The sequence below is a fragment of the Blautia acetigignens genome (genome assembly GCF_025566865.1).
In the GTDB taxonomy this organism is placed as follows: domain Bacteria; phylum Bacillota; class Clostridia; order Lachnospirales; family Lachnospiraceae; genus Blautia_A; species Blautia_A acetigignens.
Window position 1 is genome coordinate 1 of sequence record NZ_JAOQJM010000003.1, and the last position, 17288, is coordinate 17288.

Genomic DNA, 17288 nt, shown 5'->3' on the forward strand with positions numbered 1-17288 from the left:
ATCTAAGCGTGAAGCCCCCCTCAAGATGAGATGTCCCATTCGAAAGAAGTAAACCCCCTTGAAGACGACGAGGTAGATAGGGCAGGGGTGGAAGTGCGGCAACGCACGGAGCTGACTGCTACTAATCGGGTGAGGGCTTGACCTGAGTGCTAAGCACGAAGGTCGTTCCATCGAACGAAGTGAGATGGAACTTCCGATTTATTCGCAAGGTTGAAAAAAGATTCTTGACAAATTCCGAACAAGGATGTAACATGTATGTAGTTTTGAAGGTGCAAACCTTTATTCCTCCTTAGCTCAGTCGGTAGAGCATTCGGCTGTTAACCGAAGTGTCGTTGGTTCGAGTCCAACAGGGGGAGTTTAATCGGAGCATGAAGCCCGATTCAATAGGGCTCCATGGTCAAGCGGTTAAGACACCGCCCTTTCACGGCGGTAACAGGGGTTCAAATCCCCTTGGAGTCATTCGCTTCGGCGAGTAGTTAAATAATATGGTGCCATAGCCAAGTGGTAAGGCAAAGGTCTGCAACACCTCTATCCCCAGTTCAAATCTGGGTGGCACCTCTGAAAGCTCTTGATGAAGAATCAAGAGCTTTTTTCATGTCATTTCCAGTTATTTTCTTATTCCACCTTCCATAAATGATAAAAAATCTCAACAACTGCATCTCTCAACAATTTTTTCACAAACCCTCTTGCATAATTGAAAAACCCGATTTATAATAGCAAACAAATAAAACCCATTGGTTTACTATGAATTAAAGGAGGAGAACAATGTCAGAACCAATCCTTAACATAAAACAGTTAAATGCAAGAGTAGAAGAAAAAGAAATTCTTTATGATATAAATCTTCAGATCCATAAGGGAGAGACTCACGTACTGATGGGACCAAACGGTGCTGGTAAGTCTACCCTGGGCTATGTACTTATGGGAAATCCCAAATATCAGGTTACAGGAGGAAACATCCTCTTTAAAGGAAAGGATGTTACAGAGGAAAGCGCAGATAAGCGTGCCAAAGACGGCATGTTTTTGTCCTTCCAGGAGCCTCTTGAGGTGCCGGGACTTACCGTATCTGCTTTTATCAGAAATGCGATCCAGCAGAAAAAAGGAGGCTATATCAAGCTGTGGGACTTCAAGAAAGAGCTGGACAAAAATCTGAAATTTCTGGATATGGATCCTTCCTATGCAGAGCGCAGCCTGAATGTAGGCTTCTCCGGCGGAGAAAAGAAGAAAGCAGAAATTCTTCAGCTGATGATGTTAAAGCCAAACCTTGCGATCTTAGATGAGACAGACTCCGGTCTGGATGTAGACGCTGTCCGCCTTGTATCCAAGGGCGTGGAAGAATATCAGAAGGACCGCGACGGAGCCCTCCTGATCATCACCCACAGCACCAGAATTCTGGAATCTCTTCATGTCGATTATACCCATGTTATGGTAAACGGTCACATCGTTGCCACAGGCGACGGCTCTTTGGTAGACCGAATCAATGAAGAAGGCTATGAAAGCTTCGTATCAGAAGCAGAAGAGGTGAAAGAACCGTGAAAGAAAAGACCTATGTAGAGGATATTGACCGGAGCATGTACGACTTCCGAAACGAGGAAAAAGATGCCTATAAGGTAAAAGAAGGTCTGACTCCGGCAATTGTAGAACAGATTTCAAAAGAAAAAAATGACCCGGCCTGGATGCAGCTGTTCCGGCTTCAGTCATTGCAGATTTATAATTCCATGGAAATTTCCAACTGGGGACCGCCAATTGATGAGCTGAACATGGATCAGATCGTCACCTATGTGCGTCCAAACACCAAGATGAGCGCTAAATGGTCCGAGGTTCCGGATGACATCAAGGATACCTTTGAGCGTCTTGGAATTCCGCAGGCAGAGCGTAAATCCTTAGCTGGCGTTGGCGCCCAGTACGATTCCGAGCTGGTATACCACAATGTAAAAGCAGAGGTAGCAGCCCAGGGAGTTGTTTACACAGACCTGGAAAGTGCTATGCACGGGGAATACGCAGATATGATCCGTACTCATTTTATGAAGCTGGTAAAGCCAAATGACCACAAATTTGCCGCCCTTCACGGCGCAGTCTGGTCAGGCGGATCCTTTGTTTATGTGCCGCCGGGCGTTTCTGTGGAAATTCCCCTGCAGTCCTATTTCCGTCTGAATGCACCGGGAGCCGGACAGTTTGAGCATACCCTGATCATTGTAGATGAGGGAGCAGATCTTCATTTCATCGAGGGCTGTTCCGCACCGAAATACAATGTGGCAAACCTTCATGCAGGCTGCGTAGAGCTTTTTGTAGGCAAAAATGCAAGACTTCGCTATTCCACCATTGAGAACTGGTCCAAGAATATGTATAACCTGAATACCAAGCGAGCCATTGTGGAAGAAGGCGGCGTAATGGAGTGGGTTTCCGGATCCTTCGGTTCCCATACCTCCTACCTTTATCCCATGACCATTCTGAAGGGAAAAGATTCCCGCATGGAATTCACCGGAATCACCTTTGCAGGAAAAGGACAGAATCTGGATACCGGAGCCAAGGTGGTGCACACAGGAGAAAACACTTCCTCCTACATCAACACCCGTTCCATTTCCAAGGACGGCGGAATCAGCACCTTCAGAAGCTCTGTAACCATCGGAAAAAATGCAAAGCACAGCAAAGCAGCTGTCTCCTGTCAGTCCCTGATGCTGGATGATATTTCCCGTTCAGATACTATTCCGGCTATGGATATCCGTACAAAGGATGCAGATGTGGGACATGAGGCAAAGATCGGCAAGATCAGCGACGATGCAGTGTTCTATCTGATGTCCAGAGGAATTTCAGAGGAAGATGCAAGAGCCATGATCGTAAGCGGATTTGCAGACAATGTATCCAAGGAACTGCCTCTTGAATATGCAGTGGAAATGAACAATCTGATCCGCCTTGAGATGAAAGGCAGTATTGGCTGATCGCGGAAGGGAGGTTGAATGATATGGAAAAAAGTATGAATATGACAATTAACAGGCTTCCGGCAATCACTTGGAACCGGCTTAAAATGAATGAAGCATTTGTACCGGATGTAAAAATTCCTGTTGCAGGAACTTATGAAGAACAGCTTGGCAAACACGCAGGTATAAATTTAGGCAGCGGCCTTGAGCTTCATCAGGCAGATGAGAATGAGAAGCAGCTCTTTGACAGTATAGAAACAGCCCTTGGAAAAGACATGGATAAGCTGGGCGAAAATTTCCCGGTGGAAGTGATCCAGTGCACAGATGAGAAAAATCCAGAGGCAGGAAACCAGGCAATCTTAAATCTTACCGCAGACGGACGCTACGGAAGGTATTTTCTTTATGTAAAAGCAAATACCAGAATGAATGTGGCTGTTTACTGCACCTCCAAAGAAAAGGAAGCAGAGCCCTTTTTCCTGCAGCTGAAAATTTACGCAGAAGAAAATGCAAAACTGGATCTGACCGTTGTACAGACTATGGATAAAAAAACGAAAGTATTTTCCGATATCGGCGGAATCCTGAAGAAAAATGCTTCTGTAGAGCTGGTGAAAATGGAACTGGGCGGAAAAGAAGTTTACTCTGGCGCTTACATGGATCTGAAGGAAGATTCCAGTTCCTTCAAAGCCCACATCGGCTATCTGGGCGAGGAAAAGCAACGCCTGGATATGAATTACGTAGCACGCCATCACGGCAGAAAGACCGAGAGCCTGATGGAAAGCAGCGGTGTTTTAAGCGGCGAGGCATTTAAGCTTTTCCGCGGAACCATTGATTTTGTGAAAGGCTGCCCGGGTTCTGTGGGAAATGAAAAAGAGGATGTGCTTCTCCTTGGCGATGATGTGGTGAACCAGACCATTCCGCTGATCCTCTGCGCAGAGGAGGATGTGGAAGGAAATCACGGTGCATCCATCGGAGAGCTGGATGAAAAGACGTTGTTCTATCTGATGTCTCGCGGCTTTACCAAGGAAGCAGCGGAGAAAATGATTGCAAGAGCCCGCCTGGATGCAGTGGCAGGCCAGATCAAAGAGCCTTCCATCCGTGAAAAAACATTGAAATACCTGGAGGAACGCCAATGACAGATTACAAAAAGGACTTTCCCCTTTTAAAAGACAGCCAGGTGGCATATCTTGACAATGCAGCCACTGCACAGCGTCCTCTGGCTGTTCTGGAGGCGGAAAAGGCCTTCTACGAAAAATATAACGCAAACCCCTTAAGAGGACTGTACGAGCTTGGAATGGAAGCTACAGACCGCTACGAGGAAGCAAGGGATACGGTGCGGGATTTCCTTCATGCCGCAAAATCCTGTGAGATTATTTTTACACGAAACACAACGGAGAGCATCAATCTGGTGGCATACAGCTACGGATTAAATAACCTGAAGGCAGGGGATGAGATCCTGGTAGGAATCGATTCCCACCACAGCAATCTTCTTCCCTGGCAGATGGTGGCAAGACAGACAGGAGCTGCCATTAAGTTCTTAGAATGTGAGATGGACGGAAGCTTTACAGATGAGGCAATCGAAAATGCCGTTACGCCTAAGACGAAATTTGCAGCCGTCACCCATATTTCCAATGTGATCGGACGCGTGAACCCGGTGGAAAAGATTATTGAGAAGGTTCATGGCGTGGGCGGAGTAGTGCTTGTGGATGCCGCTCAGAGCGCACCCCATATTCCCATTGATGTGCAGAAAATGGATGCGGATTTCTTAGCATTTTCCGGACATAAGCTGATGGCGCCAATGGGAATCGGCGTTCTCTATGGAAAAGAGAATCTGTTAAATGCCATGTCCCCATTTCTGACTGGCGGGGAAATGATTGAAAGCGTTACCCGCGAGGGTGCTGTTTTTGCAGAACTGCCCCATAAGTTTGAGGCCGGAACGGTGAACGGCGGCGGTGCGTGGGGTTTAAAAGCTGCCATTGATTATCTGAATTCCATTGGCTTTGAAGCGATTGAAGAGAAAGAAAATGCGCTTACTGCCCTGGCAATGGAAGAATTGAAAAAAATTCCCCATGTGCATGTGATCGGAAGCCAGGATCCAAAGGAACACAACGGAATCCTGAATTTTACAGTAGACGGGGTACATCCTCACGACATTGCTTCCATTCTGGACGGAGCACATGTGGATGTGCGTGCAGGTCATCACTGCGCACAGCCTCTTCTGGCACATCTTGGAGTGATGGTGACCACAAGAGCGAGCATTTCTTTTTACAACAGTGAGGAGGATGTGCTTCGCTTAATCGAGCAGGTAAAAAATATCAGGAGGCTGATGGGCTATGATGAATAATACTTTTTACAATGAGATTCTGACGGACCACAATCTGCATCCGGCGCACAAAAAGAAGCTGGAGGATGCCAATCTGGTTCTTGAGGGAGTGAATCCAAGCTGCGGTGATGACATTATCCTGGAACTGAAGGAAGAGAACGGCGTGATCACAGACGGTGCCTTTGTGGGCAGCGGCTGCGCTATTTCCCAGGCTTCTGTGGATATGATGCTGGAGCTGATCATCGGAAAAACAAAGGAAGAAGCCTTACAGCTTGCTGATCTTTTTTCCAGAATGATAAAGGGAGAGGCAAAGGGGGATGAACTGGAACCCCTTGAGGAAGCTATGTCCCTTGCCGATATTTCCAAAATGCCTGCCCGTGTAAAATGCGCGGTTCTTGGCTGGCATACCATGGAAGAGCTGCTGGAAAAAGAGGCTGAAAAGAATTTATAAAACACAATGACAAAACTTAAGGTCAGTGTTATAATCCATATAACGATGGCGAAAAAAGGTCCACGGGGCCTTTTTTTTGCGCAGAAAAATATGGATGATGAAGGAGAAAAAAGGAAATGAAAGAGGACAGACAGGATCTGACTACAGGCTCCATCTGTGGGAAAATGCTGTTTTTCAGTATTCCCCTTATGCTGACGAACCTGCTTCAGGTGTTGTTTAATATGGCGGACATTGCGGTAATCGGGCAGTTTGCGGGCTCCTTATCCCTTGGGGCAGTAGGTTCCACCACCACGCTGGTAACTCTTTTTACAGGGGTTCTCATTGGCATGGCAGGAGGTATCAATGTTCTGGTTGCAAGATATTTCGGTGCCCGGGATAAAAGAAGCACCATACAGACTGTACATACTGCTCTTCTTGTAAGCTTTGCTGCCGGAGTGATCGTACTGATATTCGGACTGCTTTTTTCAAGAGGCGTTCTGGAACTGCTGAATACAAAGGAGGAGCTGTTAGAAGGAGCAGTACTTTATATTCGGATTTATTTTCTTGGAATGCCTGCGCTGGCATTGTACAATTTTGGTAATGCGGTGTGCAGTGCCTTTGGAGATACTAAGAAGCCTTTATATTATCTGTCTGCAGCAGGCGTTGTGAATGTTGTGCTGAATCTGTTTTTTGTTATTGGCTGTAAAATGGATGTGGCAGGAGTTGCACTGGCCAGTATTATTGCCCAGTATCTGTCTGCAATATTGATTTTACGCGCACTGGCAAAAATGGGAGGAGATTATGCACTTCGTATGTCTGAACTGAAATTTGACAAAAAAATGGCAAAATACATTATTCAGATCGGACTTCCGGCAGGATTACAAAATGGAATATTCCAGGTTGCCAATCTGTTTATCCAGGCTGGTGTAAATACCTTTGACGCTACTATGGTAGCTGGTAATTCTGCAGCTGCAAATGCAGATGCCTTGCTTTATGATTCTATGGCTGCTTTTTATACAGCCTGCGGAAGCTTTATGGGACAAAATTACGGTGCAGGTAAAAGAAAGCGGGTGAAAAACAGTTATCTGATCAGTCTTGCCTATTCTTTTGGTATCGGACTGGTAGGAGGAATCTGTCTTGTTATTTTCGGAAGACAGTTTCTGGGATTGTTTACCAATGATGCGGCTGTTATAGATGCAGGAATGAAAAGACTGACCATTATGGGCTTCAGCTATGGATTTTCAGCCTTTATGGATGCCAGCATTGCTGCTTCAAGGGCTCTTGGAAAAAGCTTTGTGCCCACTATAACTGTGATCCTGGGTTCTTGCGTATTCCGAATGATTTGGGTGAATACGGTTTTTGCATATTTCAGAACGATTCCATCATTATATCTGCTGTATATTTTCTCGTGGGGAATTACAGCGACTGTGGAGATCATTTATTTCATACATGTGTATAAGAATACGAAGATCGGGATTGCGTAGGGAAACATGCAGGCGGAATGTAAGGATAGGATATTTCGAAATGGAAGAGAGACTTTCCAAATTTTGAGACAGTGAAATAAAGCGTAATCAATAAGGCCTCGGAAGTAGCAGAAAATGCCGTTTCCGAGGCCTGTTATGTGTAAGATGCTTAATTCTATGTACTGTGCAGGATGCTGCAGCAAAGGCGGTATAACAGCGCCGGAATCTTATTCAGCAGCAGTTACAGATGTGATGTGCGGGTTTACGCCCTCATACCAGTACAGGAAGCCTTCCATGTCGATCTTGTCACCGATGTTCAGGGCTTCTACAGCCTTGTATACATCGCTGTCCTTGTCGCAAAGGTAGGACTCTACTGTAAATGTATAGGTCTCTCCGTCAAGGGAAACGTTGAAGTAAAGGTCGTCCCCTTCAGAACCGGAGCCATCATAGTTGTAAAGATATGCAACATCATTTCCGTCTGCATCCTGTCCGGCAGCTTCTACAGTCATGCCCTTGAAGGATACCAGCTCGTTCTGATGGTCGATCAGCTCATCCTTGCCAAGAAGATCTGTTACATCAAGCGGCTCTGCAATATATTCGCCGTCCTCGATCTCGAAGGAGGATACGTCAGCAATCTCAATTTCTCCGGACCATTCAGCCTTGTATCCGGTTACTTTGATCTTGGTGCCAGGTACCAGCTGGTCGTATTCTTCCTGTGAGCATGGCATGTTGTAGATGAAGTATGCACCGTCTTTATCCTGTGTGTAGATGGTTGCCTTGTCTTCCCACCAGGACTGCTTAGCCTGTACATAAGTTTCGACTACAACCTCGTCATCCACTGCAGCAGCGAGATACTCGTCATGAGTCATAACGCCCTCAGATTTCACATCAGCGTCCTCAGAAGCATCAGCCTCATCAGAAGCAGCCTCTGTGGTCTCTTCAGCGGTATTCTCCTCTGCCATAACTGCTCCCGGGAATGCGAAAGTAAGGGAGAGTGCCATCAGTAATACAAGTCTTTTTTTCATAATGTCTCCTTTCTGTGTGTACGCAAGAAACGTCACAAAGGTATGCCTTTAGCATATGTATTTTATTAAAAAAGGTGGCTGCATGCACAACCACCTTTATTATAAACGAAAACAGGAGGAAATCAAGGGATTAGGGGAAAGTTATTTTCTGCTTTTCCTTTTTTCCCGAAGCAGATAAAGAAGAATGAAAAACCAGACCGCCCCAAGGCTGACAAGAAGAATCTTTGATTCAACAGGAAGGGGGCCAAGGTCTGCTTTTCCGGAGGTTTCCGACGCGGATATTTGATCCAGATGGTACAGGGAGGTGACATCGCTGTAAAGCTGGTCAATGTAATCGGCGTCTATTTCCTGCTTTCTTCTCACAGACTTGGTCACGTTCTCGATCAGCTGTCCGGCTGCGTCACGAAGGGAAGCAGAGCCGTTGAATACAGGTGTGACAAAGGTGTGGTCCACATTTTCCAGAAGGGTTTTGGAGGCCTTTATTTTTACATCATAGTAGGTGGAATTGTCCTCGCCCTCTCTGGAAAGATAATCCTGATACTGGTCAGATTCCTGGGCCTTGCTGGTGACAGGTACGTAGCCTTCTGTTTCCGAGTAAGCGGTCTGCACCTCATTGGTAAGCAGATACTGGGTGAAAAGCCAGGATGCCAGCACTTCCTGGGAGTCCTTCTTATTGAACACGCACACGGAAGGTCCCTGGGAGATCATCTGGGGATTCTCCGGGTCAAACTGGGGAATGGTCATAACCTCTGTCTCAAAGTCCACCAGCGCATCGGAACTGATATCCACAAGCGGTGCATGAGTGCCCATCCAGGTAGCGCCTGCTGTAGAATCAATGGCGAAAATACACTGTCCGGCGTTCAAAAAGTTGGCAGGGTAGCTGGAAATCTTAAAGGTGGAAAAAGCACCTGTTTTTACATGATCTGCAATGGTGTACAGAAGATCGGTAGTAGTATCGTTAAAAAGCTGGATCTCGCCGCTGTCTGTGGAATATCCCGCGTTTTTCTGCTTCAGCATTTCGATCATCATGTTGTCTGTGGACTTGTCAATGAAGGGAATCAGCACGTTCTGTCCGTTGATCTTGTAGGTGCCGTCTGCATTTTGCTCCATGGCTTTTTCGCTGACTTCCCAGACAAAATCCCAGGTCAGAGTTTCGGGAAGGGTGTAGCCAAGCTTTTCCACGTAGGTTTTGTTTACGTAGCAGACCTCTGTGGAACGCATGAAGGGCAGGGCATAGTAATGTCCGGCAAAGGAGCACTCCTCCAGAAACTGGGGGATGATCTCATCGCTTTTTACAGAGTCAAATTCCAGCTTGCTGCCGCCAAGACCGTAGCTTTCATCTGCCATCAGGTCATCCAGGGGAACCACCGTGTCATTTCCGGTCAGGTAAGTGGCAATGTGGTCCGGGTAAGTGATGCACACATTTGGGGTGGTTTCTGTGGCAATGTTGGTAATGACATCATTGTAGATCTTGCCGTAATCGGTGTAAAGCCGCAGGTCTACAGTAATATTGGGATACAGGGCCTCGAAATCGGAGATGGTCTTTTTGTAAATTTCCGTCTGGGTTTTGTTGGTGTCGTTTTTGGCCCAGAAGGTGATTTCATAGTTCTTGGAGGTATCAAATTCTTCAGGGATGGAAAATGCGCTCTGCTCCTTTGCACCGTGACAGCCGCTAAGTCCTGCCGCTAAGGCAGCAGCCAGCGCCAGAACAAGAAGCTTTTTCCCTGGAAATTTATGTTTTTTCGTCATCATCCTTTTGTACCTCCTCTTGAAACCCCGGCCATGATCTTGTTGCGGAAAATCAGGAACAGAACGATCAGGGGAAGTGAGATTACCACAACCGCAGCCATCATGGCAGGAATATTTTCACGTCCGAAGCCGTTCTCACGGATTTCCTGGATACCATTGGAAACCAGGTAATAATTCTGGTCATCTGTGATGAGGCGGGGCCATACGTAGGAATTCCAGCATTCAATTACCTTCAGGATGGCGATGGTCACCATAGTGGGCTTGCAGATGGGGATCATAACCTTGCACAGGTATTTCAGATCGGAGGTGCCGTCCACCTTGGCTGCCCGGTAAAGCTCGTCCGGAACCTGCTCGAAATTTTCTTTCAGAAGGTAAATGTAAAATACGGAGGTGACAGAGGGAAGGATCAGTCCCAGGAAGGTGTTTCGCATATCCAGGTTGGTAATGGTCACAAAGTTGGTGATGATCACAAGCTCGTTTGGAATCATCATCAGGGAGAGAAATAAGGTAAAGGCCAGATTTTTTCCCCGGAACTCAAGCCTTGCAAAAGCAAAAGCGGAGAGGGTGATCACGACCATCATAATGGCGGTGGTGGCCGATGTGAAAATAAGGGTATTGAGAAGATATTTTCCCAGAGGCACCGCCGTAAATGCGTCTGCATAATTCTGCATGGTCGGAGTCAGGGTAAAAAAGCTGGGAATGTGCTCCGCGTTGTAGGAACTGTAGCTTTTTACAGAGGTCAGGACCATCCAGTAAAAAGGAAACAGTACGATCAGCGCCCACAGGGTGAGCAGAATGTAAGTGATCACGCTGACTGCTGTATGTCGTCTGGCAGCAGAGCGTTCATTGGTAAACTGGTTTGAATTTTCCATTTTTTGTCCTCGAATTGTTTCATGAGTAATAAACATGCTTCCTGCTCACCAGCAGATTGATGCAGGTGATGGTCAGGACGATCACAAACAAAATGATCGCCGCGGCAGATGCGTAGGAAGGATAGCCGCCCCCGTTGCCGTAAAGCATATCGTAAACATATCCTACAATGGTATTCATTCCTGCAGCGTTTAGGTCTGTGCCGAAAAGGGCCACTGCATCGCTGTAGGCCTTAAATGCTCCGATGAAGCCTGTTATGATCAGGTAAAATACAGTAGGTGAGATCATGGGCAGGGTGATCCGCACAAAAATACGGAATCTGGAAGTACCGTCCACCCTGGCCGCGTTGTAGTAGTTCTGGTTCACGGAAGCCAGTGCACTGGTCAGGATCAGCACCTTAAATGGCATGACGATCCATATGGTATAAATGCACAGAACCAGCATTTTCGCCCAATAGGGTCCGTCGATGAAATCAACGGGACCGCGCCCGAACAGCTGAAGGACCAGGTTCACAAGCCCGTCCGAGTAAGCTGTTTTCTTAAAAAGGATCATAAAAACAAGGCCAACTGCCAGAGTGTTGGTCACATAAGGCAGGAAGTAAATGGTCTGGTAAAGCTTCTTCAAAGCTTTTATGGAGCTTAAGGCAACGGAAATCAAAAGTGCCAGCAAGGTGGAAAGAGGCACAGTAATGATTACCAGAAGAAAGGTATTCTTGATTGCCTGAAGAAAATAGGGATCATGAAGCACATAGGAATAGTTGTATGCGCCTGTCCCGTAATAGGTCTGGGATGCAGAGTTATAGCCCTCTTCAAAGGAGTAGATAAAAACGTCAATGAGAGGATATACCATGAAAACACCCAGAAACAGGATTGCCGGCAGAAGATAGAGCCAGCCTTTTAAATTTCTTTTATTCATAGGAACCTCCCTTAAAGGTAAATCCTTTCTTCTGTTTCACGGCCAAAAAGGAAAATCTTGTTTGGCTTCACCGCAAAACGGATGGTTTTGGAAGAAAGATCAATGCTGCTCTCGGAGCTGATAATGGAGCGGATCACAGGAGCCTGGGAAGCCGCATGGGAGGATACCACGGAGATGTCACGTCCCATGACCTCCACGCCTCCAAGCTGGCAGCAAAGAGGGCCGTTTTTGTCAAGGACAAAGCCCTCGGGACGGATTCCGGCAAATACCTGCTGATCGGAAATTCCGGGAGCGTCCAGGATGGCATTTTCCCCGATATAAAGCTTCTGCCCACGGATCTCGCCCTCAAATACATTGATTGGCGGGGTGCCAAGGAATCTGGCTACAAACAGATTGACCGGGCTGTCATATACATCCTGGGGCCTGCCGATCTGCTGAACCACACCGCTTTTCATGACAACGATCATATCGGAAATGCTCATGGCTTCTTCCTGGTCGTGGGTGACAAACACAGTGGTGATCTTTGTGGCATGCTGGATCTTGCGGATTTCTTCCCTGGTCTGCAGGCGGAGTCTGGCGTCCAGGTTGGAAAGGGGCTCGTCAAGGAGCAGTACCCGGGGCATTTTTACAAGGGCACGGGCAATGGCAACGCGCTGCTGCTGGCCGCCGGAAAGCTCGGAGGGGCGTCTGTCCATCAGCTCGGTGATCTGCACCAGCTGGGCAGCGTTCTGGACGCGGCGGTCCATTTCATCCTTGGAAAGCTTGTCCTTTCCCTTTAGGTTCTGCAGGGGAAAAAGAATGTTCTGCTTCACAGTGAGATGGGGATAGAGGGCGTAGTTCTGAAATACCATGCCCACGCCCCGGTTCTCAGGGGGAAGATTTGTGACGTCCTCTTCGCCGAAAAGGATCCGGCCGTCAGTTGGCTTTTCAAGTCCGCAGATCATGTTCAGGGTGGTGCTTTTGCCGCAACCGGAAGGGCCAAGAAGTCCGATCAGCTGTCCGTCTGGAATTTCAAAATTGAAATTGTCCACTGCAGTAACCGATTCCCGGGATTTCCGCCCGCGGGCAGGAAACTGCTTGGTGAGGTGTTCTAATACGATTTTCATATTCTCTCTCCTACGTATTATAATTCAGATTTGCTTACTATTATAACGAATTCCAGTGGTTTGTACAATGCAAAAAAGTTTTCCTGCATTTTGGGTGGACGAAAAAGTTTAAAAGAGGTATACTGACGAAAAGAAATAAAGGAGCGCGCTTTATGGAAGATAAAAAAATGAAAGTATTAAAAGGACAGATTCCGGTTTCCATTCTCTACATAGCGCTGGGCGTGTGCCTGGCCCTGATGCCTGTGGAAACGGTAAATGTGCTGTGTAAGGTAGTGTTTGGCCTGGTTCTCGTGGGAGCAGGACTGTACCACATTGTGATCTATGTGCTGGAAAAAGAAAACGCCACAATTCTGGATCTTTTTTCCGGTGTGATCGTGCTGGTGATCGGGGCATTTCTGTTTATGAATCCACAGGTGGTGGTGAAGCTTCTTACTTTGATGCTGGGAGCCTTCATTCTGGTGGACAGTATCTGGATGCTTCGTGGAAGCATGAAATTAAGGAAAAGAAAGCTTGGGGCATGGAAAGCGTTTCTCATTGAGAGCCTGGTGTTTGTGGGGCTTGGCGTGCTGATTCTTGTGAATCCGTTCAGCGAGCTTCGGCTTACCATGCAGGTTTCCGGATGGATTTTTGTGGCAAACGGGGCACTTGATATTATTTTCTATCTGATCCTGAAGCATGGATTGAAAAAGGAGATTCCATCTGAGGAGACAGAAGAAAAAGACGACAGTAAGGCAGAAGCGGCTTCTGCACAGAATGCAGAAGAGACAGGAAATACCTCTGCTCCAGCACCGGATGCAGGGAATGTAAGCAGCCAGATGGCGTCTGAAGAAAGTTCTAAGAACACAGAGACTGTTCCAGAAGAAAATGTTCAGCCAGACGGGGCTGTTTCCCAGGAAAGTGCCGGGAATCCAGAATCCGTTCAGGATGAAGCTTCCGTGGAAAGCGAGGAAGCAGAAGAAGTCCTTGAGGAGTGGAAAGACTGATGGCAGAGATTGTGATCATGGATTTTTCCGGGATTTATAAGGGAGAGCAGTTTTTTGAAGGGGAAAAGGTATCCTGGCTGGATGTCCGGGAAATTCCCGGAACAAACTGCTATTGTGACGACGAAGCGAAGACGCAGATTCTGGAAAAGCTGGAGAAATTTTCAGCTGGAGGAATTTATTTTATTGATTCCGGCAATTATCATTATATGAGCCGGATTGGGATTGAGAGAGTGAAAGAGCCCTTTCGGCTTCTGGTTTTTGACAATCATACGGACATGCAGCTGCCGGCTTTTGGAGGGCTTCTCTCTTGCGGCGGCTGGATCGCAAGTGCAATTGAAGAGGCAGAAAATCTGGTTGAAGTATGGCTTGCAGGGCCAGATGAGGAAGCTTACAGTCAGGTGGAAGAGCCGCTGAAAGAGAAGGTAAAGTTTTTCTCAAGGGAGATGCTCCAGGGCTTTCGAAATAACGAAAGCTATTCCGAAAAAACGAATAATATGGAAAGGAATGTGATGGATTTTTCTTTCCTTGGAGAAATTCCCACGGACCTTCCTCTTTATGTTTCCATTGATAAAGATGTGCTTGGTACAACGGATGCCAGCACTACCTGGAGTCAGGGAGATATGACTCTTGGGGAAATGATGGCAGCACTGGAATTTGTCACCAGGCATTTTAAAGAGGCCGGCGGAAAAATCCTTCAGGTGGATATCTGCGGGGAATGTGACCCGGACGGAGCAGACAATGAGAGAAATGATGCGGCAAACCGGGAACTTCTGAAGTTCTGGAAAAACTTTTTTGCAGAGCAGGAAGATAGAGGAGCTTTATTATGAAAAATGAATTGCTGAAAATAGGACCCTTTACCGTTTACGGGTATGGACTGATGATCGCGGTAGGGATCCTGGCAGCTTACTTTACGGGAGAACGCAGAGCCAAAAAGCGGGGACTTCCTTACGAACATGTTTTTAACCTTGTGGTATGGTGCGTGCTTGGCGGCTTTCTTGGGGCAAAGATCCTGTACTGGATCACAGAGTGGAAGAGCATTGTGGCCAATCCGGGCTTTCTCGGGGATACCCTGACGGATGGGTTCGTTGTGTTTGGCGGCATTATCGGGGGAATCCTTACGGCGTATGTGTACTGCAGGATAAAAAATCTGGATTTTCTTCGGTTCTTTGATACGCTGATGCCGTCGGTGGCGCTGGCCCAGGGATTTGGCAGGATCGGCTGTCTGCTGGCAGGATGCTGCTATGGAAAGGAGACGAACAGTGCTTTTTCCATTACCTTTCATGACTCCGGCTTTGCGCCAAACGGGGTGGCACTGATTCCCACCCAGATTTATTCCAGTATTCTGGATTTCATTCATTATGGGATTTTGCTTTTTATTCTCAAAAAACAGAAAAAGGACGGGGAGACGGCCGCGGCTTATCTGATTTTTTACAGTGCGGGAAGGTTTGTGCTGGAGTTTTTCAGAGGGGATCTGGCAAGAGGAAGTGTAGGGGCATTGTCTACCTCACAGTTTATTTCCCTGTTTACTTTCGTGGCAGGAATAGTCCTGCTTCTTGTTTTCAGTGAGAATGCCCGGGACGGCAAAACGAAACGAGACATGTCTGCATGAGCAAGTTCATGGAAATCACAGACATAAAAGCCAAAAAACTGCATAGGCTTAACTGAATATAAGCTGGAGGGAAGCACATGCAAAAATCCCCGGAGTATGCAGATACAGTTGGAATTCAGGAAGAAGGGACAAGGCCGGATGCGTCCCCTGCCCAGAATGAGCTGTATGCGGATTTTATTGTGAAATATATGGGGAATTTTCAGGAAGACCTGGGCGATGTCCCGGGTCTTAGCTTTCAGAAAATCAATTCGATCTATGGTGTGGTCTATGCCCCGCTTACCGAGGTGGGAAATCTGAACATCAACACGTATTCTTACAGTTTTATTCCAAAATGTTATACTTATATGGATCTTGGAAGCCTTGGGGCGTCAGGGATTACAAGGCTGCAGGAGCATCCTTATCTTCAGCTGAAAGGGCAGGGGACGGCCATTGCAGTTATTGATTCCGGAATTGACTACCGTAATCCTCTTTTTCAGAATGAAATGGGCAGCAGGATTTTGTGTATCTGGGACCAGACTCTTGATGGAGACGGGCGTGAGGTGCCTTATGGAAAAGTGTTCTGGAAAAGTGACATTGACCGGGCGCTGGCGTCGGAAAATCCGCTGGATCTGGTGCCTTCCCTGGATACAAATGGACACGGCACCAGAATGGCAGCCATAGCTGCAGGAAATTATGCCCCTGAGGAGGGCTTTTGCGGGGCGGCGCCGGAGGCCATGCTGATTATTGTGAAGGTGAAGCAGGCAAAAAAATATTTGCGGGAGTTTTATCTGTTTCCATCACAGGCAGAGCTTTTTCAGGAAAATGATATTATGATGGGGATGGATTTCGCTGTGCGAATGGCAAATGAGAGGAAGCTGCCTCTGTCTGTGTGTCTGGGAATCGGCAGCAGCCAGGGCGCACATATTGGGAAAAATCCGCTGAGTACATATGTGGATTATGCTTCTGCGTATTCCCTGATCTCCGTGTCTGTGGCTGCTGGAAATGAGGGCAGCGCAAGGCATCATTATACAGGCAGGCTGTCAGAGCGGGAAAATCAGGCAGGGGCAGATCTTCGCGTGGGGAACAAAGAGCCTGGCTTTACCATGGAATTCTGGGGAGAACCTCCGGAAATCTACAATCTGTCTCTGCAGTCGCCAACCGGGGAAATCCTGGATATCAGTTCGTCACTTGGAGATGTGCCCCAGGAACTTTCTTTTGTTTTTGTGGAGACAAGGGTGGAGGTCAATTATGTGTCTATTGAGAGGCAGACGGGATATACGCTGGTGTATTTCCGGTTTATCCAGCCTGCGCCTGGTATCTGGCGGATTTTTGTCCGGGGCAGGGATAACCAGAATGTAAGCTTTCACATGTGGCTGCCTGTGCAGGGGCTGATTTCCGAGGAGACGTATTTCCTGGAGCCATCTCCTTACAATACCGTGACGGCCCCCGGAGATTCCCTGGAGAGCATTACCGTCACCGCCTATCAGTACCGTGACAACAGCCTGTACGTGCAGGCAAGCCGGGGCTTTATGCCGGACGGAAATGTGGTTCCCCAGGTGGCAGCCCCGGGCGTGCAGATCAAGGTCCCCCAGCTAAACGGCCTTTACGGCTACGCCTCCGGCACCAGCCTCTCTGCCGCCCAGACAGCCGGCACCGCCGCCCTCCTCTTCGAATGGGCCGTCATCCGCGGCAACCGCCCCTTCTTCACCGGCTCCAGCGTCAAAAACTACCTCACCCGCGGCGCCAAAAGAGAAGACCGTCTCCAGTATCCCAACCGGGACTGGGGATTTGGAAGACTGGATATGTATCATACGTTTGAACTGTTGACGTGAGAAGATATTTTTGCTTTAGAATACGGCTATATGTGCCGGCTTTTTTGATACGGAAATTATAAAGCGCAATCATAAACAGGAGGAAAACAGCT

At 47.5% G+C, this 17288-nt stretch carries 15 protein-coding genes, 3 tRNA genes and 1 rRNA gene; 14 read left to right on the plus strand and 5 right to left on the minus strand.

Annotation, left to right across the window (positions count from 1 at the left end; translation table 11 throughout):
* The 10 genes from OCV70_RS05185 to OCV70_RS05230 all read left to right on the plus strand — a co-directional run.
* A 23S ribosomal RNA gene (locus OCV70_RS05185) occupies positions 1 to 145 on the plus strand; the annotation flags it as partial.
* 138 nt (positions 146 to 283) lie between these two features.
* A tRNA-Asn gene (locus tag OCV70_RS05190) sits at positions 284 to 356 on the plus strand.
* Between the two features lie 31 nt (positions 357 to 387).
* Positions 388 to 459 (plus strand) — tRNA-Glu (locus OCV70_RS05195).
* Positions 460 to 487: 28 nt separating this feature from the next.
* Positions 488 to 558: transfer RNA gene (locus OCV70_RS05200), tRNA-Cys, on the plus strand.
* A 207-nt stretch (positions 559 to 765) separates the two neighbouring features.
* The gene (sufC, locus tag OCV70_RS05205; protein ID WP_021926836.1) at positions 766 to 1533 is read left to right on the plus strand and encodes a Fe-S cluster assembly ATPase SufC; all 768 of its coding nucleotides are present in this window, start codon (positions 766 to 768) and stop codon (positions 1531 to 1533) included.
* Positions 1530 to 2936 (plus strand): Fe-S cluster assembly protein SufB, encoded by a 1407-nt coding sequence (gene sufB, locus OCV70_RS05210; protein ID WP_173766361.1) that lies wholly within the window; start codon positions 1530 to 1532, stop codon positions 2934 to 2936. The genes sufC and sufB overlap by 4 nt, the downstream gene beginning before the upstream one ends.
* A gap of 23 nt (positions 2937 to 2959) precedes the next feature.
* A complete protein-coding gene (locus tag OCV70_RS05215; RefSeq protein ID WP_021926834.1) occupies positions 2960 to 4048 on the plus strand; it encodes a SufB/SufD family protein in 1089 nt (362 codons plus the stop codon).
* A complete protein-coding gene (locus OCV70_RS05220; protein ID WP_021926833.1) occupies positions 4045 to 5256 on the plus strand; it encodes an aminotransferase class V-fold PLP-dependent enzyme in 1212 nt (403 codons plus the stop codon). Before OCV70_RS05215 ends, OCV70_RS05220 begins: the two co-directional genes overlap by 4 nt.
* The gene (gene sufU / locus OCV70_RS05225) at positions 5246 to 5686 is read left to right on the plus strand and encodes a Fe-S cluster assembly sulfur transfer protein SufU (protein WP_117851456.1); all 441 of its coding nucleotides are present in this window, start codon (positions 5246 to 5248) and stop codon (positions 5684 to 5686) included. The genes OCV70_RS05220 and sufU overlap by 11 nt, the downstream gene beginning before the upstream one ends.
* A gap of 116 nt (positions 5687 to 5802) precedes the next feature.
* The gene (locus OCV70_RS05230; protein ID WP_173766363.1) at positions 5803 to 7149 is read left to right on the plus strand and encodes an MATE family efflux transporter; all 1347 of its coding nucleotides are present in this window, start codon (positions 5803 to 5805) and stop codon (positions 7147 to 7149) included.
* Positions 7150 to 7355: 206 nt separating this feature from the next.
* Here the strand turns inward: OCV70_RS05230 and OCV70_RS05235 are convergent, their stop codons facing one another.
* The 5 genes from OCV70_RS05235 to OCV70_RS05255 form a co-directional block, all read right to left on the minus strand.
* On the minus strand, positions 7356 to 8153 hold the full coding sequence (locus OCV70_RS05235; protein ID WP_173766365.1) for a hypothetical protein: 798 nt from the start codon (positions 8151 to 8153) through the stop codon (positions 7356 to 7358).
* 141 nt (positions 8154 to 8294) lie between these two features.
* Positions 8295 to 9905 (minus strand): ABC transporter substrate-binding protein, encoded by a 1611-nt coding sequence (locus OCV70_RS05240; protein WP_330385684.1) that lies wholly within the window; start codon positions 9903 to 9905, stop codon positions 8295 to 8297.
* A complete protein-coding gene (locus tag OCV70_RS05245) occupies positions 9902 to 10774 on the minus strand; it encodes a carbohydrate ABC transporter permease (RefSeq protein ID WP_021926828.1) in 873 nt (290 codons plus the stop codon). Before OCV70_RS05245 ends, OCV70_RS05240 begins: the two co-directional genes overlap by 4 nt.
* Before the next feature lie 19 nt (positions 10775 to 10793).
* Positions 10794 to 11687, minus strand: a complete 894-nt coding sequence (locus OCV70_RS05250) for a carbohydrate ABC transporter permease (protein WP_021926827.1) — start codon at positions 11685 to 11687, stop codon at positions 10794 to 10796.
* An 11-nt stretch (positions 11688 to 11698) separates the two neighbouring features.
* Positions 11699 to 12793, minus strand: coding sequence for an ABC transporter ATP-binding protein (locus OCV70_RS05255; protein WP_173766367.1), 1095 nt, complete (start codon positions 12791 to 12793; stop codon positions 11699 to 11701).
* Between the two features lie 152 nt (positions 12794 to 12945).
* On the opposite strand from OCV70_RS05255, the gene OCV70_RS05260 reads away from it, so the two are divergent.
* From OCV70_RS05260 to OCV70_RS05275, 4 genes are all read left to right on the plus strand, one after another.
* Entirely contained in the window at positions 12946 to 13776 is an 831-nt protein-coding gene (locus OCV70_RS05260; RefSeq protein ID WP_173766369.1) for an HdeD family acid-resistance protein, read from the plus strand.
* A complete protein-coding gene (locus OCV70_RS05265) occupies positions 13776 to 14603 on the plus strand; it encodes an arginase (protein WP_173766371.1) in 828 nt (275 codons plus the stop codon). The genes OCV70_RS05260 and OCV70_RS05265 overlap by 1 nt, the downstream gene beginning before the upstream one ends.
* A complete protein-coding gene (locus OCV70_RS05270) occupies positions 14600 to 15385 on the plus strand; it encodes a prolipoprotein diacylglyceryl transferase (protein ID WP_117851468.1) in 786 nt (261 codons plus the stop codon). The genes OCV70_RS05265 and OCV70_RS05270 overlap by 4 nt, the downstream gene beginning before the upstream one ends.
* A gap of 77 nt (positions 15386 to 15462) precedes the next feature.
* Positions 15463 to 17196, plus strand: coding sequence for a S8 family peptidase (locus tag OCV70_RS05275; protein ID WP_173766373.1), 1734 nt, complete (start codon positions 15463 to 15465; stop codon positions 17194 to 17196).
* Positions 17197 to 17288: the final 92 nt, after the last annotated feature.